Source organism: Halarchaeum nitratireducens, assembly GCF_017874695.1.
GTDB classification, from domain to species: Archaea; Halobacteriota; Halobacteria; order Halobacteriales; family Halobacteriaceae; genus Halarchaeum; species Halarchaeum nitratireducens.
The window spans coordinates 126,020-150,764 of record NZ_JAGIKY010000005.1; the positions used below are offsets into that span (position 1 = coordinate 126,020).

21 protein-coding genes and 1 pseudogene are annotated in these 24,745 nt (G+C 62.2%); 8 read left to right on the plus strand and 14 right to left on the minus strand.

Going from position 1 to position 24,745, the window contains the following annotated elements; all coding sequences use genetic code 11:
• Nucleotide 1: 1 nt before the first annotated feature.
• From J2754_RS06905 to J2754_RS06950, 10 genes are all read right to left on the minus strand, one after another.
• Entirely contained in the window at nucleotides 2-1,204 is a 1,203-nt protein-coding gene (locus J2754_RS06905; protein ID WP_211087005.1) for an ABC transporter substrate-binding protein, read from the minus strand.
• Between the two features lie 2 nt (nucleotides 1,205-1,206).
• Nucleotides 1,207-2,424, minus strand: coding sequence for an ABC transporter substrate-binding protein (locus tag J2754_RS06910; RefSeq protein WP_211087006.1), 1,218 nt, complete (start codon nucleotides 2,422-2,424; stop codon nucleotides 1,207-1,209).
• A 2-nt stretch (nucleotides 2,425-2,426) separates the two neighbouring features.
• Nucleotides 2,427-3,653, minus strand: a complete 1,227-nt coding sequence (locus tag J2754_RS06915) for an ABC transporter substrate-binding protein (protein ID WP_211087007.1) — start codon at nucleotides 3,651-3,653, stop codon at nucleotides 2,427-2,429.
• A 2-nt stretch (nucleotides 3,654-3,655) separates the two neighbouring features.
• On the minus strand, nucleotides 3,656-4,954 hold the full coding sequence (locus J2754_RS06920; RefSeq protein ID WP_342590111.1) for an ABC transporter substrate-binding protein: 1,299 nt from the start codon (nucleotides 4,952-4,954) through the stop codon (nucleotides 3,656-3,658).
• A 2-nt stretch (nucleotides 4,955-4,956) separates the two neighbouring features.
• Nucleotides 4,957-6,192, minus strand: a complete 1,236-nt coding sequence (locus J2754_RS06925) for an ABC transporter substrate-binding protein (RefSeq protein WP_211087008.1) — start codon at nucleotides 6,190-6,192, stop codon at nucleotides 4,957-4,959.
• A 2-nt stretch (nucleotides 6,193-6,194) separates the two neighbouring features.
• Entirely contained in the window at nucleotides 6,195-7,412 is a 1,218-nt protein-coding gene (locus tag J2754_RS06930) for an ABC transporter substrate-binding protein (RefSeq protein ID WP_188879290.1), read from the minus strand.
• Nucleotides 7,413-7,650: 238 nt separating this feature from the next.
• Nucleotides 7,651-8,115, minus strand: coding sequence for a DUF7519 family protein (locus J2754_RS06935; RefSeq protein ID WP_211087009.1), 465 nt, complete (start codon nucleotides 8,113-8,115; stop codon nucleotides 7,651-7,653).
• 29 nt (nucleotides 8,116-8,144) lie between these two features.
• On the minus strand, nucleotides 8,145-10,109 hold the full coding sequence (locus J2754_RS06940) for a DUF58 domain-containing protein (RefSeq protein ID WP_211087010.1): 1,965 nt from the start codon (nucleotides 10,107-10,109) through the stop codon (nucleotides 8,145-8,147).
• Nucleotides 10,106-10,822 (minus strand): DUF4129 domain-containing protein, encoded by a 717-nt coding sequence (locus tag J2754_RS06945; RefSeq protein WP_188879296.1) that lies wholly within the window; start codon nucleotides 10,820-10,822, stop codon nucleotides 10,106-10,108. Before J2754_RS06945 ends, J2754_RS06940 begins: the two co-directional genes overlap by 4 nt.
• Nucleotides 10,823-10,978: 156 nt before the next feature.
• Entirely contained in the window at nucleotides 10,979-11,242 is a 264-nt protein-coding gene (locus tag J2754_RS06950; RefSeq protein ID WP_188879298.1) for a hypothetical protein, read from the minus strand.
• Nucleotides 11,243-11,405: 163 nt separating this feature from the next.
• Between J2754_RS06950 and J2754_RS06955 the strand changes: the two genes are divergently transcribed.
• Nucleotides 11,406-11,723: a hypothetical protein gene (locus J2754_RS06955; protein ID WP_188879300.1), complete on the plus strand. Its 318-nt coding sequence runs from the start codon at nucleotides 11,406-11,408 to the stop codon at nucleotides 11,721-11,723.
• Between the two features lie 151 nt (nucleotides 11,724-11,874).
• On the opposite strand, the gene J2754_RS06960 is transcribed toward J2754_RS06955, so the two are convergent.
• The 3 genes from J2754_RS06960 to J2754_RS06970 all read right to left on the minus strand — a co-directional run bounded on the left by J2754_RS06960 (nucleotide 11,875) and on the right by J2754_RS06970 (nucleotide 15,098).
• Complete coding sequence (locus J2754_RS06960; RefSeq protein WP_211087011.1) at nucleotides 11,875-12,834, minus strand: AAA family ATPase; 960 nt, start codon at nucleotides 12,832-12,834, stop codon at nucleotides 11,875-11,877.
• Nucleotides 12,835-13,031: 197 nt separating this feature from the next.
• Complete coding sequence (locus tag J2754_RS06965) at nucleotides 13,032-13,418, minus strand: hypothetical protein (protein ID WP_211087012.1); 387 nt, start codon at nucleotides 13,416-13,418, stop codon at nucleotides 13,032-13,034.
• 903 nt (nucleotides 13,419-14,321) lie between these two features.
• Nucleotides 14,322-15,098 carry a DUF3592 domain-containing protein gene (locus tag J2754_RS06970; RefSeq protein ID WP_211087013.1) on the minus strand — a complete coding sequence of 259 codons (777 nt, stop codon included), beginning with the start codon at nucleotides 15,096-15,098 and terminating at the stop codon, nucleotides 14,322-14,324.
• 466 nt (nucleotides 15,099-15,564) lie between these two features.
• On the opposite strand from J2754_RS06970, the gene J2754_RS06975 reads away from it, so the two are divergent.
• The 5 genes and pseudogenes from J2754_RS06975 (at nucleotide 15,565) to J2754_RS07000 (ending at nucleotide 22,267) form a co-directional block, all read left to right on the plus strand.
• On the plus strand, nucleotides 15,565-16,686 hold the full coding sequence (locus tag J2754_RS06975; RefSeq protein WP_211087014.1) for an ABC transporter ATP-binding protein: 1,122 nt from the start codon (nucleotides 15,565-15,567) through the stop codon (nucleotides 16,684-16,686).
• A 20-nt stretch (nucleotides 16,687-16,706) separates the two neighbouring features.
• Nucleotides 16,707-17,543: an ABC transporter permease gene (locus J2754_RS06980; RefSeq protein ID WP_188879306.1), complete on the plus strand. Its 837-nt coding sequence runs from the start codon at nucleotides 16,707-16,709 to the stop codon at nucleotides 17,541-17,543.
• Between the two features lie 99 nt (nucleotides 17,544-17,642).
• Nucleotides 17,643-18,470: a DUF6159 family protein gene (locus tag J2754_RS06985; RefSeq protein ID WP_211087015.1), complete on the plus strand. Its 828-nt coding sequence runs from the start codon at nucleotides 17,643-17,645 to the stop codon at nucleotides 18,468-18,470.
• Between the two features lie 5 nt (nucleotides 18,471-18,475).
• Nucleotides 18,476-19,765 (plus strand): outer membrane protein assembly factor BamB family protein, encoded by a 1,290-nt coding sequence (locus J2754_RS06990; RefSeq protein WP_211087016.1) that lies wholly within the window; start codon nucleotides 18,476-18,478, stop codon nucleotides 19,763-19,765.
• A 342-nt stretch (nucleotides 19,766-20,107) separates the two neighbouring features.
• Nucleotides 20,108-22,267 (plus strand): annotated as a pseudogene (locus J2754_RS07000) (KAP family P-loop NTPase fold protein).
• On the opposite strand, the gene J2754_RS07005 reads toward J2754_RS07000, so the two are convergent.
• Nucleotides 22,264-22,914 (minus strand): S26 family signal peptidase, encoded by a 651-nt coding sequence (locus J2754_RS07005; protein WP_188879310.1) that lies wholly within the window; start codon nucleotides 22,912-22,914, stop codon nucleotides 22,264-22,266. The pseudogene J2754_RS07000 and the gene J2754_RS07005 sit on opposite strands and share 4 nt — an antisense overlap.
• A gap of 185 nt (nucleotides 22,915-23,099) precedes the next feature.
• Here J2754_RS07005 and J2754_RS07010 point away from each other — a divergent pair, with 185 nt between their 5' ends.
• Together J2754_RS07010 and J2754_RS07015 are read left to right on the plus strand one after the other, a co-directional pair.
• Nucleotides 23,100-23,975, plus strand: a complete 876-nt coding sequence (locus J2754_RS07010) for a hypothetical protein (protein ID WP_188879311.1) — start codon at nucleotides 23,100-23,102, stop codon at nucleotides 23,973-23,975.
• A gap of 291 nt (nucleotides 23,976-24,266) precedes the next feature.
• Nucleotides 24,267-24,725, plus strand: a complete 459-nt coding sequence (locus J2754_RS07015) for a hypothetical protein (protein WP_188879312.1) — start codon at nucleotides 24,267-24,269, stop codon at nucleotides 24,723-24,725.
• Nucleotides 24,726-24,745: the final 20 nt, after the last annotated feature.

A 24,745-nucleotide genomic window follows, 5' to 3' on the forward strand; every position in this document is an offset into this window, starting at 1 on the left:
TTCAGAGATCTCCGTTAATGATGTTCGCTACCTCGTCGCGATCGAATAGCTGTTCACTCTCGGGAATCTCGGGGTACGGCCCCTCCGTGTACGTCGGCCATTCACCGAAGGCATCGGGATACAGTTGTTTCGCGGTCATCTCCAACTGGAAGAGGTTGATAACCGGTCCTTGATTCCGGATGCCGCCGGCGCATACGCGGTCGTTGGTGACCGCGCTGAGCCGCTGGCCGACGGGGTCCTCCTCGAACATCGTCCGGACGTTCTCGATCCCGGATTGTCCCATCGTCTCGGCGACGAGGATGACGTCGGGATCGTGTTCGATCAGCGTCTCGTAATCGATCTGGCGGCTTCTCGATAAGTCTGGGAACACGTCTGTTGCTCCAAGCGGCCGCGTGTGTGCGTAGGTGAAGCCCGGCGCGTTGAGAGGGTATACCCACAGTGACTCGTCGACCACTTTGAGTGTCACTGCTGTCGGTCGGTCGTCTTCGGGCGGACGGTTTCGCTCGATCGACGCGAGCACGGAGGCGTGGATATCCGCGAGTGCCCTGTAGCGATCCACGGACTGAAAGACCTTGGCGACTCGCTCGAAGATCTCCCACAGGGTGTAGTACTCGTATACGTCGGCCCACTCTTCGGGCGGGGAACCGTGTGTGTTGCTGAAGGTGTTGCCGAACCACGGTGCGACGTTCTCTCGAATCTCAGTGATATCGGCGCGATCCAGCGAATCCATCCACGTCATGTATGCCGGATCTGCGAGATGAAGATCGCTGCCGAGTTCGTAGAGGAGTTCCTTATCGGGATTAAACGAATTCGGAAGGTCGCTCCACTCGATCGAGACGCCGTCGATGCGTTCGAGGTAACTGTTCCAAATTTGAGTGGCTGTTTCACCGCCCCAGGTCGCGTTGACAGCATCGGCTCGGCCAACTGCGAGTGCCATCCCAGCGTGATGGGTCAGATCGGTGAAGACGCTCTCCGGCGGCTTCTCGAATTCGACGGTCCCCGCCGGTGACATCGTTACCGAATACGACTCGTCCCCGGTGGTGGTCGTGTTCGTTGAATCAGTCGGTGTGTCCGTCGTTGGCGTAGACTCCGAATCCGACTGCCCGCTACACCCGGCGAGCAAGCCGCCACCCGCGACCGCGCCGCCGTACGTCAGGTAGTCACGCCGCGTTGGTGCCTCGTATCGAGTGGTGTCGTCGTTCATTGTTAGATGTCTCCGTTGATGATGTCCGCCACGCGCTGGCGGTCGAACAACTGCTCCCCCTCGGGAATGTCCGGGTACGGCTCACCGTCCACGTAGCCCGGCCACTCGCCGAACGCGTCGGGAAAGAGCTGTTTCGCCGTCATCTCCAGCTGAAAGAGGTTCATGATCAGCCCCTGCCCGCCGACTCCAGAGGCGTAGACGCGGTCGTTTCGAACGGCGGTCAACTCTCGACCAACGGGGTGGGACTCCAGTGCTGCCTGCATCTTTGCCATGTTGGTGTCAGGGGTGATTCCCCAGAACTGGAGGATCACATCAGGGTCGAGATCCAGCATCCCTTCGAAATCGAGCCAACCGGAGTTCTCCTCGAGGCCACCCGCCTCGGCGAACACGTCCGTGGCCCCGAACGGTCGGGTGAACGAACGCGCGTACCCGGGATCGTTGAGGAAGTACACGCGGAACTCCTCCTCGTTGTGCATGGTGAGCGCGACGCTCGGTCGCTCCCCCGGTAGCTTCGAGGCGATCTCACTCATCAAATCGGCGTGGACCGCCGCGAGCGCGTCGTAGCGCGCCCCCTCTCGAAGCACCTGCGCGACCTTCTCGACGATCTCCCAGAGCTCGTAGTACTCGTACGACCCCGCGTAGGCGTCCGGCGGGGAGCCGTTGAGCCTGCTGTAGTAATTTCCGAACCACGGACCGACGTTTTCGACGATCTCGTCCACGTCCGCCTGACTCCACCCGAACGACGAACTCTGAGCCCACGTCGGATCCATGAAATGGACGTCCGAGTCGAGTTCGTAGAGGATCTCCTTGTCGAGGCCGTCGTTGTAGATCTGCGGGAGCGACTCCCAGTCGGGCGAGACGACGTCGAGGGAGTCGAGGTAGAAGTCGAGGATGTCGCCGTACCACGAGAAGCCGAGGGAGTTGACGGCGTCGCCGTGGCCGAGCGCGACCGCGGCGTCCGCGTACAGTTGACTGTACACCATGGCGCTCTCCGGAACGCTTTCGAAAGAGACCTCGCCCACCGGCGACATCGTTACCGAGTACGATTCACCGTCGGGCGTCTCTGTTTGCCCCCGCGTCAATTCTCCGTTCGACGGTGCGTCATTTTGACGCCCGAAACAGCCCGCGAGGAGTCCGCCACCGACTACCGCCCCGCCGTACGTCACGTACTCCCTACGTGTCGGTGCCTCCGTCGTACCCGTCTCGTCGTTGTTACTCATGTTTAAATGCCTCCGTTGATGACGTTCGCAACCCGCTGTCGGTCAAATAACTGCTCGCTCTCGGCGATCTCGGGATACGATCCACCCGTGTAGGTCGGCCAGTCGCCGAAGATATCGGGATAGAGTTGTTTCGCGGTCATCTCTAGCTGGAAGAGGTTCATGACTGGCCCCTGAAGTGGGTTCCCGCCAGCGTAGACGCAGCCGTTCCGAATGGCCGAGAGCTGTTGGCCGACCGCGTGGTTCGACAGTTCCTTGCGGAGGGACTCGACGTCGTAGTAGGAGTATCCGTAGCGATGCAGAATGACGTCCGGGTCGATTTCGACCATCGTCTCGAAATCGTAGGACGACTCGTAGCTGATGTCACCTCCGGCGAACGCGTCCGTCGCGCCCAACGGCCGAGTGTGCGCGTTCGCGAATCCAGGCGTGTTGATTTTCGCGGGGTAGAACGTCTCACCCATGTAGATCACCGACCCGACGGTCGGCCGCTCACCCTCCGGGGGAAGGTTTGACCGGATCGTTGCGAGCAGATCGTCGTGTATTGACGCGAGCGCTTGGTATCGCTGCTGTGCCCGGAAGACCTTCGCTACCTTCTCCGAGATTTCCCAGAGTGTGTAGTACTCGTAGTCATCTCGGTAGGGTTTGGGTGGTTCGGTGTTCCGGCGGCTGTAGTTGTTCCCGAAGAACGGTGCGATGTTCTCCGTGATCTCCTCGACGTCGTCGACGGTCCAGCCGTCAAACGAGGCGATGAGCGCGGGATCGACGAGGTGGAGGTCGGAGTCGAGTTCGTAAAACAGCTCCATATCGACGGTGAGATTCCCCGATCCAGTGTTGAGCTGCGTGAGGCTCTCGTAATCGAAGGAGACACCATCGAGGTGCGCGTAGAACGCATCGAGCGCGCCCCCGACATCCGTGCTGAATCCGAGGGAGTTCACCGCGTCCCCGTAGCCGTATGCGACGGCCATGTCGGCGTACAGGAGGTTGTACACCATTACGCTCGTCGGCGGCTCTTCGATCTTGACTGTTCCCGCCGGTGCCATCGTCACCGAGTAGCTCTCGTCCGCCTGCGTCGACGTGTCTGTCTCGTTCTCATCCCTCTCGGTCGGTGTCTCCCCGGACTCGGACTGGCCTGCACATCCGGCGAGCAGGCCGCCGCCGACGACCGCCCCGCCGTACTTCAGGTAGTCGCGCCGCGTCGGTGCTGCTGTCGTGTTCGCGTCGTCGTCGGTCATCGTCAGATGTCACCGTTGATGATGTCCGCGACCCGCTCGTGATCGAACAACTGCTCGTCGGGACCGAACGCCGGATAGGAGTCGCCGTTCTCGTAGTCAGGCCACGCTCCGAACTGCTCGGGGTAGAGCTGTTTGGCGGTCATCTCAAGCTGGAAGAGATTCATTAACGGCCCCTGCCAGCGCGTCCCCTGCACGTACACCCGGTCGTTCTGCACGGCGGCCAACTCGCTTCCCACGGGGTCGTCTCGCAGATTCTGCTCCATCTGTTCGAAATCGACCTCTTCCGTGACCGTCCAGAGTGTGAGAATCGCGTCCGGGTCGGCGTCCAGCAGCGCCTCCGTGTCGAGTCGCTTGAACGGACCCTCCAACTCCGCACCGCCGAACACGTCGATCGCGCCGAGCGGCCGGGTGTGGGCGTTCCAGTAGCCGGGCGCGTTCAGTCGGAGCCGGTAGATGTCGGCCAGGTCCTCCCTGAGGGAAAGGTACGCGACGGTCGGCCGTTCCGACTCCGGCGGCAGCCGGTCTTCGATGGTCCCGAGCAGGTCGTCGTGGACGGACGCGAGCGCTTCGTACCGTTCTCGCTCCCCGTACAGCGTCGCGACGCGATCGAACAACTCCCACAGCGAGTAGTACTCGTACCCGTCGGCCCACTCCTCCGGCGGCGTGGCGTGGTAGTTGCTGTAGTAGTTGCCGAGCCACGGCCCGACGTTGTTCGACACTTCGTCGATGTCGCTTCGGTTCCAATTGTCCTCCGTCGTTACCCACGCGGGGTCGACGAGGTGGAGATCGCTGTCGAGTTCGTACAGCTGCTCCTTCGCGAAGCCGTACTCCCCCGCCTTGTCCGCCCACTCGATCTCGAAGTCGTCGAATCCGGCGGTGAAGTACTCGAGACCCGCGACGGTCCCGTCCCACCAGAGGTAGTTGATGGTCTCACCCCGACCGAGCGCACTGGCCATGTCCGGGAACCACGGGAAGTGGGTGAACACGTTCGTCGGGGGTTCCTCCAGCGAGACCGTGCCGACGGGCGATAGGTCGACCGTGTAATCAGACTCCGTCGTCGAGGTCGTCTCGCTCCCCTGCTCGGTCGCCTGACTCGTCTCCGCTGTCTGCGTCGATTCACCCGTCGGTTGGCTGGAACATCCCGCGAACAGTCCCCCACCTACGACCGCGCCGCCGTATTTCACGTACTCCCGTCGAGTCCGTTCGATTCGCCCACTTCCTCGACGACGTCCCGCTCGCTGGCGCTCGCTCGAAGCACGCCGCATCGGCGTTTCAGTCGTCTTCTCGTCGTCGTCACCCACGGTCAGATCTCTCCGTTAACGATGTCCGCGACCCGCTCGCGGTCGAATAGCTGCTCACTCTCGGGAATCTCGGGGTAGTCTTCACCGTCGACGTACCCGGGCCACTCGCCGAGTTGTTCGGGGTAGAGCTGCTTGGCAGTCATCTCCGTCTGGAAGAGGTTCACTATTGGTCCCTGGTATCTGACGCCCTGTGCGTAGATGCGGTCGTTCTTCGCGGCCGAAATCGTCTGCCCGACCGGGTCGTCCCGGAACCGCTTTTTCGTCTCCGCGATACTGTAGCTTGAGGAGAGTCGGAACAGCGCGAGGACGACGTCCGGGTCCGCTTCTGCCATCGCCTCCATATCGACCTGGGCGTTCCGCTCGAAGTCCATGTCGGCGAATGCATCGACCGCACCGAGCGGACGGGTGTTTGCGGCGAGGAACCCGGGCGCGTTCAGATGGAAGACGCCGACGTGGTCTTCGACTGGGAAGGTGAGCGCGACGGTCGGTTGCTCGTCCTTCGGCGGGCGTTTTTCTTCCACCGTCGAAAGCAGCTGCTGGCGTTCCTCGTAGAGGGCCTGATAGTGCTCTTTCGCCTGAAAAACTTCGGCCACCTTCTCGAAGATCTCCCACAACGAGTAGTACTGGTACCCGTCTGCCCACTGCGTCGGTGGCGTCGAATGCGTGTTGCTGTAGTAGTTCCCGAACCACGGCGCGATCTGTTCGCGGATCTCTTCGATGTCCGCCTGATCGAGAGAGTCCAACGTCGTGGCGTAGGCCGGGTCGGTCAAGTGAACGTCGCTGTCGAGCTCGTAGAATCCCTCCTTCCCGAGCCCCCACGAGTCTTTGAGGTTCTTCCAGTCGAGCGAGACGCCGTCCAGCCGCTCGTAGAAGTGGTTCAGTAACGTGCCGTGGTACTCGGGGAAGTAGATTGAGTTGATGGCGTCCGCTTTCCCGGCCGCGATCGCCATGTCGGCCGTGTTCGGCAGCCCGGTGTACACGGCCTCTGGAACAGAGTCGAAGCTGACCTCGCCCATCGGCGCCATCGCCACCGAGTAAGACTGCCCGCTCTGCGAACTCGTTTCGGATGTCGTCGTGGATTCTGTCTCGTCCGCCGTCGTTGCCCCTGAGGTCGTTGAGCTGGGGTCACCGCCGGAACAGCCAGCGAGCAGCCCCCCGCCGATGACCGCCCCACCGTACTTCACATAATCTCGTCGCGTCGGTGCTTCTGTTGTATTCGTGTCGGTGTTGTCACTCATATTCAGAACTCTCCCTTGATGATGTCCGCGACGCGTTGGTGGTCGAACAGCTGGTCCTCCTTGGAAAAGTCGGGGTATGCTCCACCGTCGTACGCCGGCCATTCGCCGAACTGCTCGGGATAGAGCTCCTTGGCGCCCATCTCGAGCTGGAAGAGGTTCATAATGGGGCCACCGAACCGAACGCCGAGTGGATAGATGCGGTCGTTCTTGACGGCCGGTATCTGTTGGGCGACCGAGTCGGTACGGAGTTCGGTCTTGACCTGTGTCCAGTTCGCCCCCGGTGAGACGCCACCCGTTCGCAGAATGACGTCCGGGTCGGCTTCGACGAGTGCTTCGAGGTCGATTTGCGCGCCGACCCGCATATCGGCGAACGCGTCTTCGACACCCAGGGCCCGCGTGTGCGCCCGATAGAATCCCGGGCCGTTCATACTGTACGCCCAGATTCCCTCACTCACACCGGACGGGGAGATGAGCACCCGTCCCGTTCGGGGTCGTTCGTCCGCGGGCGGGAGGTTCGACCGAATCGTCGATAGCAGGTCCTCGTGGACCGCTGCGAGGGCTTGATATCGCTCTTCCTCCTGGAAGACCCGGGCGACGCGCTCGAAGATCTCCCAGAGGTCGTAGTACTCGTAGTCATCCGCCCATTCAGCGGGGGGCTCACCGTGCTGGCCACTGAACGAATTTCCGAACCACGGTGCGACGTTCTCGTGGACTTCGTCGATGTCTGCGGTAGTCCAGCTGTCCATCGTCGCGACCTTCGCAGGATCGGCGAGATGAACGTCGCTGTCCAGTTCGTAGAGTTGCTCCTTTCCCGGATTCCACGATCCGTACAGGTCCGCCCACTGGACGGAAACGCCATCGAGCCCGTTCAGGAACCGATTGTAGAGTCCCTCGAACAGGCTGGGATTGAAGATGGCGTTAACGTCATCACCGTGCCCGAGCGCGAGCGCCATGTCGGCGTGATGAGCGAGGATGGTGAATGCCGCCTGCGGCGATTCAGTGAACTCGACGTCACCCATCGGCGCCATCGTCACCGAGTACGACGAATCGCTCGGAGTCGTCGCCTCTGTGGTCGTGTCTCCACCCACAGTCGTGGTCGTCTCGTCCATCCCGCCGCCGCCCGAACAGCCGGCGAGCAGGCCGCCGCCGACGACCGCCCCGCCGTACGTCACGTACTCCCTCCGCGTCGGTGCTTCGTGTTCCGCGTCGTCGTCTGCCATGCGCTTTAGGCTCGCCTAAAGAACTATATTTGCTTCGGTTCTTAGGTCAGCCAAAACCTACCTCGGCCGGTGGACTTCACTCGTCTCGAAGAGTCACTCTATCCGCCCTCCGAAGACGCTTACAGACCGGTTACTGCCATCTCTCGTCGTGTCTACTGCGTCCGACGAATCCACCGTCATCGCTGACGAGCGCCGTATCCGCGACCCGACCTGTCGAGAGACGACGAGCACTCACCCGTCACGAGCCTAAGGCGATGAGTAGCGCGAACGCGCCGGCGAGAAGTGCCGCGAGCGCCCACACGGACCCTTGACCGAGTGTCCGCATGAACACGGCATAGCCGGTAATCGCTCCGGCGGCGAAGACGGCGATACTACTAATGGCGTGGACGAGCTCGATCCGGATGGTAGTAGAGGAGTCACCGACTTCAGCGGCAATCCCCAATGCGGTCCGTCCGACGTCCCACGCGATCACCGTGAGGACCGCCGCGATCAGTACGAGACTCGGGGCCATCCCCGCGAGACCCGCGAACACGAGTCCGCCGACGAACGCCGCTCCTCCGCCATCGACGAGCAGTCGTGACTGCCGAAAGAAGCCGGCCGCGAGGAGACAGACGCCGAGGACGCCACCGACGAGCGTCGGAATCGAGACCGCGATCACGACGAGAGCACCGAGTCCGGCGATCAGGGAGACCCCAGCGCTCACCCGCGGCACTCGCCCCCGTCGACGCCGGGTCACGATGATTCTCCCCTCCGCGTTGGTTCGAGCGTGTCCGCCGTCCGGACGTGAATCCCGGCGCTTCGAAGGGTCTTGATACGGACCCCCCGCATCAACACCGCGTATCCCTCTCCAGCCGACAGCGACGCGGACTCCTCGGCCGGGAAGGGGGAGTGTACGGAGACGGCGTAGCCGTGCGCGTCGAGCGACCGGACGAGCTGAACGGCCTGATCGTCGAGGAGCGGAGAGACGACCACGATCTGCGTCGCGGTCTGCGTCTGCCGCGTGATCACTCTCAGCGCGTGCTCCGCGTCGAAGTCGGCCGTGGGCGGCGTCCAGTCGAAGGCGTCGTCCTCCGTGAGCAGCGTCCGGATCCGAGCGCGGTGGGTCGCCCCTGCTTGCGGCGCGAGCCAGCACGAGCGCGGGGACACCGCCACTAGTCCGACCGGGATCTGCTCGTCGAGGAGCGCCATCGAGACGTCGTGCGCTGCCGCGATGCTCGCGCGAGCGAGGGGCGTATCTGCGTCACGCCCCACCGTCCGATACGTCTCACGACGGGTATCGACGGCGACGAGCACGCGCGTGAGCCGGGACTCGTCGAAATCGATCGTGGTGAACTCGCCCGTCTTCGCTCGCTGCTTCCAGTGCACGCGCGAGAGCGGGTCGCCCCGTCGGTACTCGCGGACGGAGTGGAATTCGACGCCCGCACCCGCGGCATTCGAGCGCGACGCACCCGGGAGCGGCGTCGTGCGACGGCGATGGCCCGCTATCGCGGCGGGCCGGCGAGGCCGGTGGCAGGTGAGTGTCGTCAGGGCGGGTTCGACGAGGGACTCGCGGCGGTGGAGTCCGGTGACGTCGCGCGTGATGGCAAGCATCGGCCCGAACGCGTGGTGCCCGGGCACGGCCTCGACGCAGTAGGTGAACGAGGCTTTCTTTCCGGGGCGTAAGGCGGTCGTGAATCGCGGCGACCCCTCGGTGACGCGAAGTCCGGGCGGGACGCCGTCGATGACGCGGAGGTCAGCGAGCGTCTCCGAACCCGTGTTCTCGATGCCGATCGTGACCGTGACCTCCGTCCCCGGGGCGGGTGTCTCGATGTCGAGCGCGCGGGAGACGCTGACCGATTCCGTTGGCGGGGTGGCGACGCGGGCGTAGCCGGCGACGATCACGCCGAAGGTCGTGAGCAAGAGCAGCGAGGGCGTCAGCGTGAGGATGCCGAGGCCGCCGAGCGCCAGCGCGGCGACGACGACGTCGCTCGCCCGACTCGCCCGCCGCTCTCGCGCCGTCTCATCGTTCGGCCCCCAGTACTCTCGTACCGAAACCGGTGGTGGCGACTGCCCAGGCGTCGTTCCTTCACGGAGGGCGGGGACAACGGGTGTGTTCGTGGTGCGGTTCGCGAGGGCGGCGACGGCGTGTCGCGCGCGACGCGCGAACACCGCCTCCGGCGACCACAGGGAGCGAAGCCGCTGCCGGATGGAGAGTTCCGGGACGATGTCGCCGGTGAAGAAGGCCGCCGCATCCGAGTCTGCGGTCCAGGTACCCGTATCGAGGCGGGATTCGATCTCGTTGCGCGATCGGTGGTCGCTGTCGGTGAGCGCCCGTCTCGCCATCTCTCGCAGATCGTCACGAAGACGGATACGGGCCGTGGGCGCCGCTTCGCGGCGGTCCGTCCAAGAGATGCCGTCGAGGCGGCGGGCGAAGGACTCGCCGAGCGATTCGTAGTGGGGACGGCGCTCGGGTGTCGGCGTCTCCGGGGGCTGCGTCTCCGCGTCGTCTCCCTGGTCAGTGGACGACGAGAGAACGTCTGTGAGGAAGTAGACGCCGGCGAGGAGGAGGACGACGACGCCACCGAGTGCGAACGGTGCTGTGCGGCCGACCCCGGTCGGAGTGAATCCGCTCCCGAGTGTGGGTGCGACGAGGAGGCAGACGCCGAGAAGGCTCGCGACGAGCCCGACGACGAGGAGTGGGCGGCGTGACCCCGTCATTTGCCCGGTCGTTCGGGGTCGTCGTCGGTCTCGCCCCGGTTGTCGGCGTGTCGTATCGTGTGGAGGGCGCGCCGGGCGTCGCGTTCTCGGTCTGGAGTCGGGGGCGCGTCGCCGTAGCGGACGGTTCGGAAGAGGCGTGTGATGGTTCGAACGGCGGACGCGGGGAGGCCAGCGTCGACGGCGGCGTCCGCGAGTTCGCGCGGCGTCTTGTGGCGGCTGTCATCCGGGCGGGCGATCGCGACCATCGTCTGCCACGCTCGATAGACGTCGTTATCTGCGGGGACGTGCGTCGCCTCGGGCGACCGGGTGTGCTCGGTCGGGTCGTCGGAGTAGTCGGTGGGCGTCGCGGTCGGTTCGACGGGCGCGGACCCATCGTCACCGGTGAGCCACCAGAGGACGAGGGCCCCACCGACGAGGAGGAGAAGCGCGGCGATTGCGAGACGGGCGAACGCACTCGTTGCGTGGGTCGAACCGGTCGCGAGCCCGGACGGGACGCTGAGGTCCGGAAGGAGGTAGTGGCCTGCTGACTGCGTGCCGGTCGGAGTCTCCGCGTTCGAGGGCGTCCCGTTCGAGCCACTCGTCCCCGGCGATCCAGAAGGGCTCGAAGCGGCGGTCTGGGCGGGGTGCGCCGCGTGCAGCGTACCGGCTGCGGCTCCGAGGACGGCGAGCCCGAACACGGTAACGAGGAGGGCTGCGAGGTGGGAACGATTCATGTCTGGCGGCGTACGTGGACTCGTTTAGTGACGCGCCGTAATAAGGGTTGGACCGTTCCGGGTTCGCCGCCACTCGTACCCGATGTGGGGATGCATCAGTCGTGGGCGATTTGGAGAGCGTGTTCGCCATCTCTTTCGCGCAGTCACGTTCCACGATCAGAGTAGCCCGGGGATCTGGAGTAGGAGAAACCCCACGACACCCGAAACCACGGCCCAGAACCCGACGTCGCCGATCTCGAAGTCGGACGGGGAGCCGGTGAACAGCTCGTATATGGACGCAAGTACCATCCCGACACCGGCGATGCTACCCGAGATGAGTGGGAGGCTCGCGCTTCCATTGACGAGAGTGAGGATTGCCCCCGTTGCGAAGACTGTACCGTAGATCGCCATGCATGTGTAAAATACGTAGAACCGTTCCATGGCGTCGTAGTCGCACAGGACCACCATAAACGTGGGGAGCCGGTCCCGCGACTGAGGGGATACACCTATCTTCTGTGAGAGGGAAGACGCGTCCATGGCCCTCCCGGACTGATTCGAGCAGGCGGGGATCGTCGTCGGCTCTACGATACTGCTTTCACTCCCGATGAGTGAGCTGAGCGCCGCGCTCGTCGGGTACAGCGTCCAGCCGACGTGGCTGTTCGTCGTCTCGCTCGTCCCCGGAGCCATCGTCGGGCTGTTACTCGCCACCGGCCATCTCCCCGTCTCGTACTCGCAGGTGTGGGCCTTCTCACTCACCGGGTGGCTCCTCGCGTACGTCGGTTGGGCTCTCGCAGGACTTCCCGTCCCACCGACCGATCAGACCCTCGGAGTTCTCATCTGGGTCGTCGCACTCTGTCTCGCCGGCGGCCTCGTCTGGCTGCGCCCCATTTCGCTCGCCCGAAAACGACTTGGCCACACCTGAGACGGATATCCCCCTCTCGATGGCGTACACGTCACGCCATCAGTCGGACATCTTCGCTCAGTTCGCTGCCCACCCTCCCAACCGTCTCCTCGACTGCACCGCCGCGACTGGAGCACGAAACCGCGCGGTAGCGGTTACCGCGGTCGTTTCCTCACGCGGGCTCTTCGATAGTCGGGACGACGAGTCCATCTACGATGTCGGCGATGATGCGGTGTCTATCGACGTTTTCGACGGTGGCCTGCGAGGTGAGGACGAGACGGTGCGCGAGAACCGACTGAGCGACGCGTTTGACGTCGGTGGGCGTCACGAAGTCGTGTCCCCCGATGATGGCACGCGCGCGACTGACCTCGAGAAGCCGCTGGGTTCCACGGGGAGACACGCCAGCGTGGACGCGGTGGTCGTCGCGGGTCGCGCGGGCGAGGTCCGCGATGTACTCGACGACGTCGTCACCGACGCGGACGGTCTCACAGGCTGCTCGGAGAGCACGGACCCCGTCGGGTGAGAGGAGCGCGTCGAGGTCGGGAGTCTGCGTCGTGCGCCCGAGTCGTCGGTCGAGAATCTCGACTTCACCGTCACGATCGGGATAGCCGAGAGCAGTTTTGATCGTGAAGCGGTCTACTTGCGCTTCCGGGAGCTCGAACGTGCCCTCCTGTTCGACCGGGTTCTGGGTGGCGAGCACGAAGAACGGTTCAGGGAGCCGGTGGGTATCGCCCTCGACGGTCACCTGCTCTTCCTCCATCGCCTCTAAGAGGGCGGCTTGCGTTTTGGGCGGTGCGCGATTGATCTCGTCGGCGAGCACGACGTTCGCGAAGATCGGGCCTCGTCGGAAGTCGAAGGACTGCTCGTGTTCGTCGTAGACGTAAGTGCCGGTGATGTCGCTGGGAAGGAGATCCGGGGTGAACTGGATGCGAGCGAAGTCGAGACCGAGCGTCGCGGCGAGGCTGCGGGCGGTCAGAGTCTTCCCAGTCCCGGGGACGTCTTCGAGCAGGACGTGCCCTCCGGCGAGCACACCGACGAGTACGTCTTCGAGGACCGCTTCGTCGGCGACGACCGCCCGTTGAAGGTGTGAGAGCACGGCGTTACACCGCTTACTCGCCTCACCGATGTCCATAGCGAAGTATCTCCCCCCGTATGTATGAACGTTGGGTCCCGTCTAGTGACGCCGACCCTGCCGGGCTCGACTGTCTGCGGTGATCAGTGAGAATTAGGTATGGCTGGAATAGTGAGTCCACGGTTCGGTGCCTCACAGAGCCCTCGTCGGCAGTGCCCTCCGCGGCGTGGTTGAGGGCTGGGAAGTCACGACGTCGGTCAGGGCGTGATGTGGCGCCGAACAATCAGCCAGTACGCGACCGGCAGGCACGCGACGAACGCGACCGGCCAGAACAGCATCTGCGAGACAGGATCGGGTGGAAGCACCACGGCGGAGACCAGAAAGCCCCCCACGCCAGCGACGGCGACGACTGCCGCATACTGCTCTCGTCGGGACGGCGACCGTTCCCGGTCGTGTTTGCGGCGCCACCAGCCGACGTAGTAGAGGAGGAGGACGCCGGAGAGTGGTGCGAAGACGGCCCAGAAGAGCGGGTGTGGATTTCCGCGAGCGCGGGCATCGAGGGCGACCCACACGCTGACGGCGACGGACACGACCAAGAGGAGTATCGTTCCGAGGGTGGTGATGAGGGGGAACGCGGGGGACATGGATTACCGAGGGCTCGTGTCGATTGTAGGTCTTTCCGGTCCAGATACATGGCCGATGACGCCGGTCGTCGACGGCGGTCGAGTAATCCGGGGTAGTGCGGGTAGGCTACGCGTCGTTTCCGTTCGGCATACGACCGGCGGTGCCATCCGCGGCGCCAGTTCGTCGCAACCGATAGCCGAGCAGCAGTACGAAACCGACTGCGGTGAGGACTTCTCGGGGTCATCCCCATTCGGAACGACCGTGTGGGTGTTCGATACGCGTGCCGACTTCGCCGTCTCGGGACGGTGAGATGGTCACATTCTGAACGCCCCTTGAATCGACCGCCGACGAGTTCGCGCGAATCGCGTCCCAATCCGTAACCATCGTCACAGTGCCGTTCGCCAAATCGACCCGCACCGAGTACGCGAGCTCGTGTCGCTGTGGTGCGCCGGGCTGTTGAATCTGGACGACTGCTCGGTCCGTCGCATACGCCGGCTCACGGTGGACGACAACTGTCCCGTACCCGTCGTCGCTAGTGACGTTTGCGATCGTGAAGGCATCGCCCGTATCCGCGGACTCGCCGGTCTCGGTCGCGTTATATCCGCCCGCCTGCTCCGATGGAAGAGCGAGCGTGTGAACCGGGTCGACGGTGACGGTGTAGTTCTCCAGTGCCGTGAGCCCCGTTCGTACGTCTGGTTACGTAGCGCGATCTGTCGTGCCCGCTGGCGTTCGGTCGCCGTCAACGGTGACTCCGTTTCGGCCCGCACCCTGAACCGGGTGGAACCGACTTTCTCGACCCGAATGGTCCGCGCGTTCGAGACGTCTCCGAGGAGTGTGACGTCGTTACCGGCGTTCGACAGGGTGACGCTCTCATCGGAGATCCGGCGTGGAGCGCGGAGCTCGACGGCGTGTACGACCGCGTCTCAGGAACGATCCCGGTACACGAGTCCGGCTCGGATGAGCGGTGCGGCGAGGGCGACGAGTGCGACGACCCACGCCAGCCGCGAGTACGGTGGTGCGGAGAGGTGGCGATAGAGCGCGACGAGCGCGAGCGTCCCCGCGGACGCCCCGGCCCAGACGCCCCATTTGAGTCGACCGGTCACGTATCCCGAGTCGACGCTCGACTGCGCCGTCGTGTCCGCCGGCTCGCGGAGGCCGTCGGGGTCGTTCCACTCGTCGTCGCGTCGACGCCGGCGGCTCCCGGACCGATCGGTGAGGAAGCGCCAGGTGGCACGGAGCCACCGGCTTCCCGGCGTGAGGAAGTCCGCCGCGAGGAAGAGCGCGAGGGCCATCGCGAGGAATCCCGGGACGAAGCCGTAGCGCGCGACGACGAACGAACTCGACGGGTCGTTCGGCGCGTAGTGGACGGTGACGGAGCCGCCCTCTCGGTATCGATTCACGACGCTCGCGGTGTGCCTGCCGTTTCCCAGCGACGTGTAGGGCCCCGCGAAGACCGCGTGGCTCACGAAGCGCTCGCCGCCGACGGTGTACGCGTAGGTGAGGTTCGCGTCGTACGCGGTGTTCCCAGTGAGGTGGATGCCGCCGACGCGCGTGTACTCATCGACCTGCGCCGTCAGGACGGTCCCCTGTGTCGTCTCCGTCGCGTCGACGTACTGGTACTGGTGGACGACGTAGCCGGCGCCGCCGACGAAGAGGGCGAGGAGGAGCGCGGCGACGAGGAGTGGTCGCTCGAACTGCATCGTACCGTACTCCGCGGCTTCGCTCAATAGTGATTCCGATCGATGTCGCGTACCGTCCGGTCGACGTGGCTTCTCGGAGCTGTAGACCGACTGCGTCACGGTCGCCACTGACGTGGCCGTAAACCGTCTGTCCGCTCCGGGAGTGGCGCTCGGGTCGAGCAGTATGCGCCCGTAGAGACACTCACGACGTGGCGAATCAGCGTACTGGAACGCCGAACGACGGTACAATAGCCGTTTGAGCTAGACCCATCACTACATATATCCCTCGCATTAGTGGAACGCAGAGCCGCTGGTACGCGAGAGGGTTTACGTACATACCATTGTAATTGCGTGCGTTGCCCGTCCACTTACACGCCCACCGCATCGCACCGTTTCACGGCTACGTGAATCCCATTCGGGTCGTACCCGGGGCGTTTCAGCCCAGCGCTGGGTTTATATTCTAAAGTGCGATATCTGGAGACGATCCATGGCGAACAGTCGCTCCGGCACCAGTCAGTTTCTCTCGGACGAAACGTCGGCGGCCACGGACGAGGCGCCCCCGTCGCTCGGGCCGGACGACGCCGCGATACACGTCGATGGGCTCACGAAGACGTTCGGCGACGGCGAGGATGCCGTGACCGCCGTCGACGACGTCTCTTTCACCGTCGCGCCCGGCGAGGTCGTGGGGTTGCTCGGCCCGAACGGCGCGGGGAAGACCACGACGATCAAGTCGATTCTTGGCCTCGTGCTCCCCGACGAGGGCGAGGTGCGCGTCCACGGTGTCGACGTCCACGCCGATCCACGCGCGGCCTACGAGCACGTCGACGCCATGCTGGAGGGCGCGCGTAACGACTACTGGCGGCTGACCGTTCGGGAGAACCTCCGGTACTTCGCCGCGATTCGGGGACAGGATCCCGACGCCGTCACCGACCGCCACGAGGCGTTACTCGACCACCTTGACCTCGCGGACAAAGCGGACACGGCGGTCCGCGACCTCTCGCGCGGCATGAAGCAGAAGGTGTCGCTCGCGAGCGTGCTCGCCGGCGACGTCTCCGTCGCCTTCCTCGACGAACCCACGCTCGGCCTCGATGTCGAGAGCTCGCTGAAACTCCGGAGCGAGCTCCGCCGACTCGCCGACGAACGCGGCCTGACGCTCGTGCTCTCCAGTCACGACATGGACGTCATCGAGGACGTCTGCGACCGCGTCGTCATCATGAACGACGGCCACGTGATCGTCGACGACACCGTCGAAGACCTGCTCGCGGGCTTCGAGACGAGAGGCTACCGCATCACCGCTCGCGGCGTCGACGACGCGACGATCGCCGACTTGCGAGCGCGCTTCCAGCTGTCCGACGTCCAGCGCACCGGCGATCGGGTACGCTTCGAGGTTGCCGCGAACACGGAGACGTTCTACCGGCTGACCGACGCGATGGAGGCCCACGACCTCGACGTCGCGAGCGTCGAAACGGTCCAACCGGACCTCGCGGAGGTGTTCGTCGAGATGACGACCGCGGCCTCGGGCGGCGAGCGTGCAAGCAGTGGGGACCCGCTGAGTACCCACTCTCCGTCGGCGGAGTCGCCCGACGGTAAGGGGGGTGGACGGCAGTGACGGACGCCGAGGAGCGAGCGGTGACAGAGCGGGATGAACGCGGTGGCGCTGGCCGGAGCGCGCGCGTCCGTGCACCCGAGCGAACCGGTAGCTACTACCACCTGCTGAAAGCCGTCATCTACCGCGACCTCCTCATTTGGGTTCGGTATCCGCTGAACGCGGCGCTCGGGCTCTTCATGGGCGTCTTCTTCTTCGCGCTGATGTTCTACGGCGGGACGCTCGTCGCGGGACAGGCCTTCTCGGACTCCATCGAGGGGTTGATCGTCGGCTACTTCCTGTGGACGCTCTCGCTGGGCGCGTATTCGGGGATCATGAACGACATCCAGTCAGAAGCGAGCTGGGGCACGCTGGAGCGACACTTCATGACGCCGTTCGGCTTCGGCCCGGTGGTGGTCGCGAAGTCCATCGCCATCGTCTTCCGGACGTTCGCTACCTCTATGGTGGTCCTCGCCGTCATGCTCCTCCTCACCGGGACGACCCTCAATTTGAACCTCGTGACGGTACTCCCGGTCGCGGCGCTCACCCTCGCCGGCGCGCTCGGCCTCGGCCTCGTGATGGGCGGACTGAGCGTTCTCTACAAGCGCATCTCGAACGTCGCCAACCTCCTTCAGTTCGCGTTCGTCGGCCTCATCTCCGCGCCCGTCTTCGATCTCCCGTGGACGCGGCTGCTCCCGCTGGTGCAGGGAAGCGCGATGCTCCAACGCGCGATGGTCGATGGCACCCGCCTCTGGGAGTTCGACCCGCTCACCCTCGCGGTTCTCGTCGGAACGTCCGGCTGCTACCTCGCGCTCGGATACGTCGCGTTCAGTCTCGCGACGCGGCGCGCGCGCCGGCTGGGCGTGCTCGGCGACTACTGAGAATCGGGGAGAGCATCCCGATCAGCGTGAAGTTCGGTTCGTTCAGACTCCGTGTAACCGATCAGTACGCTTATCATGCCGGAGTGGCACATCCGACGTATGTTCGAACGGTTCAGTCGTGGGCTCGACGTCGTTGACGGGAGTCTCGACGTGTTCCGGGCGAACCCCCGCCTCGCAGTCCTCCCGCTGTGCAGTCTCCTGCTCGTCGGGAGCGGCTTCGCAGTCGCGGCCGGCATCGCCCTCCACTACGGCCTCGTCGCATCGGTATTCACGAACGACCTCATCAAGTACACCGCGATCTTCATCGGGCTCGCACTCACGTCGAGTCTGGGTGCGTTCTTCAACGTCGCGGTCGCACACTGCGCGTTCCAGTATTTCGACGGCGAAGACCCGACTGTTCGCGACGGCCTGCAGTCCGCGTGGCGCTCGCGCCGTGCCATCGCCGTCTGGGCGCTCACCTCCGCCACCCTCGGGACCGTCCTCTACGTCCTCGACGAGAAGTTCGGATTCCTCGGGAGCGCCGCTCGCCTCGTCTTCGACCTCGCGTGGGGGCTCCTCACCTTCTTCGTCGTCCCCGTCATCGCCGTCGAGGACACCGCCGACCTCCACACGATCCTCCGTGAGAGCGGGCACGCGTTCAAACAGACGTGGGGTGAGAGCGTGAGTGCCTCACTCGGCGTCTCACTCGTTGTCCTACCGATCGCGGTCGTCGGCATCGTCCTGCTCGGGGCGGCCTACCTCGGTCTCCACGGCGCTGCTGCGTGGCTCCTCGGCGGCCTCGGTCTTCTCGTCGTCGTCGCCGCGATCGTTGCGGGGCAGGTCCTCGGGATGGTCGCGCGCACCGCTCTCTACGAGTATGCGACTGACGGCCGCCGCGTTGGTCCGTTCGCTACTCGCGACCCCGACAGCGTCTTCCCCGACTCGTGACGTAGATGAAGGACACGGAGACAGCCTCACGGCGGCGTGTCCTCCAAACGGGCGCGCTCACCGGCGCACTCGCACTTTCCGGATGTCTCGGATCGATCACCGGCACCCGAGACACGGCAGCGCGCCAGATCCCGCTGGCGACTACAGCACCAGACACGTGGCCACGGAACGGATACGATGTCCAGAACACCGGCCAAAACCGGACCGCTACTCCACCACGGTCCTCGCCGACGACAGCGTGGTCCGTCCCCGTCTCGGGAACGGTGTCGTCGGTCGCTGTCGGCCCGACGCTGGTGTATGCGAGCTCTGACGAAGAGACGCGGGCGATCACACGCGCTGGGACCGGGGAGTGGTGCGCTGACGTCGGTGGCGCGCCCACCTACGTCGAGGGACGCCTCTACGTGAGTACCGACCGGGGAGTGATCGCACTCGACGCGACGACGGGCGAAGAGATCTGGCGCGCGACCGACGCGGAACGATCGGCGGCGCAAGTCATCGAAGCGGCGGGCACGGTCTACGTCGCCGGCCACAAGCACGTCGTCGGCCTGCATGCCGACACGGGTGCCCGCCGCTGGCAGCTTGAAACAGCCCGGCATCCGGCGCTGGTCGCTGACGATGAACGGGTCGTCATCGTCACCCGCGACCGCGTTCAGAGCCTCGTCCCCGGTGCGCAGACGGACGGCCTCCTCGAGGAACCAGCACCACAGACACGGCAGACGATGTCGCCGGGGTGGCATCCGGACGTCGTCTCAGCGACTCTCGTCGGGAATACGGTGTTCGCTGCGCAGTACGGTAGCAGGACGGGTAACACGCCGGGGATGGTCCGCTGTTACGATCTCACGTTCGCTGATGAAGAGTGGCTCACGCAGTTCTCGTGGGACGGGCTCGGTGTGATCTCGGTCACTGATGACCGTGTCTATGCGACGCCCTATCGGGCGACGACTGATCCACCGGACGGGTCGCTCGTCGTGCTCGATCGGGCGAGCGGCGAGGTGCAGTGGCGCTACGACGGTGCGATGCTCGGACGCCCGGTCATCGGTGGGGACGTCGTCGTCACCGGCGGTGCCGATCCGGGCTCTCCGACCGTCTGTCTCTCCTCCGATTCGCAGGCGACGGCAGACTGTTCCGATGGACGGAACCCAGCGACCTCCGGCGTGCTTCACGCCTTCGATACGACCACCGGTGAACGGCTCTGGACGCGCTCTCCGGGTGGCTCATTCGGTGGGTATCCGGTCGCCCTCGTCGGCGACGCGGTGTACTACGGCGATAGTACTGGTATACACTCGCTACAGTAGTCTCGTTCCCTACCCAAGCGACCGTTCGGCCAGCACGCCCGATACGCGTCGTCAGTGGTGCTAAAGGTCAGTCCACCCGTTCTGAATACGCCTCATTGGCGTCTACCCAAGTGCCGTAGTTGCTGGACTGTACCATCGGCGGCCGTCTATGGGATTTGATGAGGGATCCCGCATCTGAGGTTGACGAACCCAGCTATTAGCTGAGCACTGAAAGTGAATATGATTTATCGCCAAATAGATGGGGAACGGTACAAGGGGAAGGGCAGTAGTGAATTCGGGGCTGAAAGGCGGTATATATTGGAGCCACAGTACTATGCAATAGGATTGCTTGAAGTACGGTAGATGTCGAGTGAAGAATCGGAGTTGCGGTCCGACTCCGCGTTAGAAAAGCCGGAATATGACCGGCTTGGATACGGCGACTTCGCAGAGGATCTTGCTGAGACAGTGCATACGCGAATCCCCTCAAACGAGTTCATCATCGGAATATATGGCCAGTGGGGGTCTGGTAAGAGCACGATTCTCAACTTCGTGGAGTATGAGCTACGGCAAAAAGAGAATCCACCGGTCATCACAAAGTTCAATCCGTGGTGGTTTTCTGGTCAATCAGATCTCATCGAGAAGTTCTTCTCCCAGCTTAGCGCAGGCTTAGACACGGGTGGAGAGTACGACGAAATCCGCGATAAGCTTTCGAAGCTCGCTGATGGACTCTCCTGAGTCCCACTTTCTACGATAACAGGGATACCGTCCGGAAAATTCCTTGCCTGGCTTTCAGATACACTCCAATCAGAAAATCCAGACCTAGAGGGGCTCAAAGAAGAGATATCGGAGGGCCTTAGAGAATTAGATCAACAGATCGTCGTGTTTATCGACGACATCGACCGCCTGACTGAATCTGAGATACGGCAGATGTTTCGCCTCGTAAAGGCGGTGGCAGATTTCCCAAACATCACCTACGTACTAGCGTTTGACCAAGAAGTGGTCGTCGAGGCATTAGACGGAGAACAGGGTGTTGGAAACGGACGGGCGTATCTAAACAAGATTATCCAGCTGCAACGGCGCGTTCCCCCTCCTGCGGAAGGCTCGCTTAACCACTTCTTCACCGAGCGACTAGAGGAGATCGTTCAGGACGACGCTGTTATTTTCGACGACACCACGTGGCAGTCAGTCTATCCGAGAGGGGTTCAGCCATTGATTCAGACGCCGAGGGACGTCATCAGGCTAATCAACGCCATAGATACCTCGTATCAAGCATTGGGGCGCGATGCGAACTTCATTGATATCGTCGGATTAGAAGCACTCCAGGTCTTCCACAACCCAGCTTATGAGAAGATTCGTGACAACCCATCTCGGTATACAGTCAGTACGCGGTCGAGCAGGTCGTCAGAGGACGAGGATTACTCCGAGCTGTGGGAGCACCTCGATGAAGAGGAACAAACGATAGAGCCGCTGCAAATCCTTCTCAGGTATCTGTTTCCGAAGGTCAAAACCGGGAGGCTGGCGATAGGACTCAGCTTTTCCAGAGACACTGCCACATATCGAAAGCAAAGGCGAGTGTGCCATCCCGATGTCTTCCCCTACTATTTCAGACAAACAGTTCCCAGAGGAGAGCTACCAATCGGAGAAATCGAAGCCATACTCAAACTCACCGACGACGCAAACAAGTTTGCCACCCAACTCCGGGACCTTGCCTCCCAAGAGACGCAATCCGATCGGTCACTAGCTCATACGTTCTTGAGCCAACTTCCCAACTATATGGAGGATATCGAAGATGGCGACGAGGTAGTCAAGGGGTTGTTCTTGGCGGGAGACAAGCTTATTGAAACGGACCCCGCTCGGAATACGTTTGACGACGGTAATCGTGGGTATCTTCTTCAAGCGATATTCCAGATTCTGGATGGACGATCTAAAGACGAGAGCTTCGAGCTATTGCATAGATCGATTCAGCAGGGAGAGGCCCCCTACTTTGCCACGTATTTGCTCGGAGTGCTGCTTCAGGAGCACGGAGAGTACAATAGTGACGAGATCAAGCAGGAAGACAGGAAGCTAGCCAGAGAACACGTAGAGAACTTAAAAGAGGATGTAGTCGGCTTGATTGAAGAGCGGGTGTCAAACGACGCTCTTCTGGAAACGCCCAATGTATACATGGTTCTCACTCGATGGGCAGAGTGGGCAGATTCGGACAAACCGACCCAGTGGGCCCAGGAGCTCGCTGAAGATAGAGAGGGGCTATTCACTTTGGTTCGGGCCTTTGTCAAAGAAGGACAGCATGGGGCACTTGGAGCACCTAAACAAACCGTAGAATACCTCGATCCGAGGGATCTTGACGTTTTCATCGACAGCGCAGAAATACAGAGACGTCTCGAAGATTTCGACCAAGATGAGTTAGAGGAGGACGAACGAAAGCTGCGACAGCTCTTCGAGAAGGGGCAAGAGCTTCGTGAGGACGGGAAAGATCCAGGTTCACTTGAAGCGTGGCTTTTCGAGAGCCGAGGAGCAGATTAGCCGGCTACCAGAAGTCGAATCTCCCCCAGCCACGGGATCCGAAATTCTGCCGTGCCCTTCACCCAAGATGGTTTTACTGGAGAGCTGATTCCGCCGACCTGATCGTAATACGAATTGTGGTCGCCTTTCGTGATGAAGCCGCTGTGTGGAGCCGGACAATATTCGAGCTGACGGCAACTTTGTGCGCCTTCTGTGTAGTCGTGATCTGTTTTACTGTACCAGTTTTCGCTTTTATTGACCCAGAACCGGGCGCGGTGAATAACGGGAGTCCGATTCGGGTTTCCAAATCGGTTATAGATGAGCACGTCTCCTGGCTTGTCGAATTTGCTGTAGCCAGACTGCTTGCCGGCCTGGTACGTGACGATTCCGGTACCGTTGATCGCCTGCGACGATGAGAATCGGTGTTCTTCCATAACGAAGACGAGATCACCGCGCTCCAGGTGTGGCTGCATGCTCCCAGATTCAACAGCAACTAGGGAAGGCCAGAGGCCACTAACTGCAAAAAGAACTAGCCCGACGAATGCGACGATAAGAGCGGTGCTGAGTAGCTCTCGGATGAATATGAGAGGTCCCGAATTACTTGTCCAGAACGCCGTAGCGGATTGAATGAACCTTTCTTTGAGATTCGGGCCACGACGATCAGCCATTAGGCTGTGAGATTATCCTACTCGATAATAGTACTTCTCGACTGGATTTTGATATTAGACCATTTGATTTAAAATCAATATTTGAGTGATCTATCATAGTGCCAGAATTGGGAGAAGGTTGAGCACACCGGTGATGATTAGGGTAACATATGAACTGGTCAATTTGTTTTCTGTGCTCGTCACGTATGAAAGAGAAAAGCAACAATGTGCAGAGTAAGCGCATACAACAGTCGGTACTAAGTGAGAAGCAGTATAAGTGCCAGGCCTCCCGTCGTGGTATCCTCCGGGGGGTTGGAGGCGTAGTCGCTACCGGGACGACAGGTGCCTGGTTCACGGGTCTCGCTACCGCGACAGAGGATTCTCACTCCCCTGTAGTTGTAGAGGAAGTCAAGAAGGTCAACCAGACTGTGTCTAACGACGTCAAGGAGATCAGGTACATCGTTAAGGTAGTCGAATACGATGGGGAAGGGAATGTTGAAGATACGACTTACTTCAAAGGGAGTGTGAACAAGAAAACCAAAACCAGGTCAAAGACGATCGACACTACGAGTACTAACACCAGCGAAACCGAGGGGCTGTCAATTCAAGAAGTGAATAAGGCAACCTACGAGAGTTTGGAAAGCGGAAACGATGGGGCTTCGTTAGCAGGGCCGGTCCAACCTATGGATAGCGAGGGTGTTGTTGAGCGTCACAAACAAGTGAGTGAAACGACAGGGAACTGCTCGGTATACCGCGACTACTCTCATCAGTTCAAGGGAGTTACTGTTGAGTTCACGCAGCGAGTCAACGATATCGGAATTACGACCGCAGCCGCAGCCATCGCCATCTATATCGAGTCGGCGGGTATCGGGATCGCTGTGACAGTTATCGGTGCGGTTATCGCACTGATATCCGATACCGACTCGGTTACAGTCGGTGTGAACGAGGTTGACACCGTCTTCGGAACAGTCCCAAATCAGAAGATAGTGGGTGCTGTTGGCTACGGCGTCACAGACGAAAGTAAATTTGTCTCACCATCAGACGTATCGGGAGTCGTCTCTGCGGGCCATCCATTCCACTAATCTGGCACGCCCCACAGAACGTGACCAATTAATGGTAAACGGGTGAAATAAACTGTTATGAAAACGTCAAGAAGTAACGGCAGTGGACTACGAAGTCGAATTGGAATCATCGGTGAAAGCATCTTAATCGGGACGGTACTATTAGCCGCTCTTACAGCCGTTTTATACATAAACGGTAACACCCTCCAGTTCAGTAGCATGGCTGGTATCGTCCTCGGAACGATGAGCGGCCTCTGTCGGTATCTCATCCAGAGTTATCGGTCGTAGTCGTACGCAGACAGTAGCCCAACGATGACATCAGAGAAGACAGGCCGAGAGGGATCCACGTGGTATCGAAGCAGCTGTTATGGCTCGTACGTGCTTGCGATCTGTATATTGATAGTAGCTGCACTCGTCGTCGGACTACTCGACCCACCCCCAGCCGTCGCGACAGCGGTCCGCGTACTCATCACTGAACTCACACTGAACAATCAGGCGGTGACGACAGTCCTGTTCGTCGGACTCCCGCTCGTACTCGCAGGTACAGTCTATCTTCGCGCCGTTAGCGTGCGCACACCCACAATCATCCTCGCTGCGTTCGCCACTCCCTGCCTCCTCGTCGCTGGCTGGGCCACATACAGCCGGGTCGCGACCACTCCCGGCGTCGCGTGGAGCGGCGTCCTCACGCTCGCTGTCGGGACGCTCCTCGCAGTCATCGTCCTCACAGACGCCGTCCTTGAACGTCTCGCGGCCCCAAGTCGGTGGCACTAACTAAACCAGTCCCTGTTTGG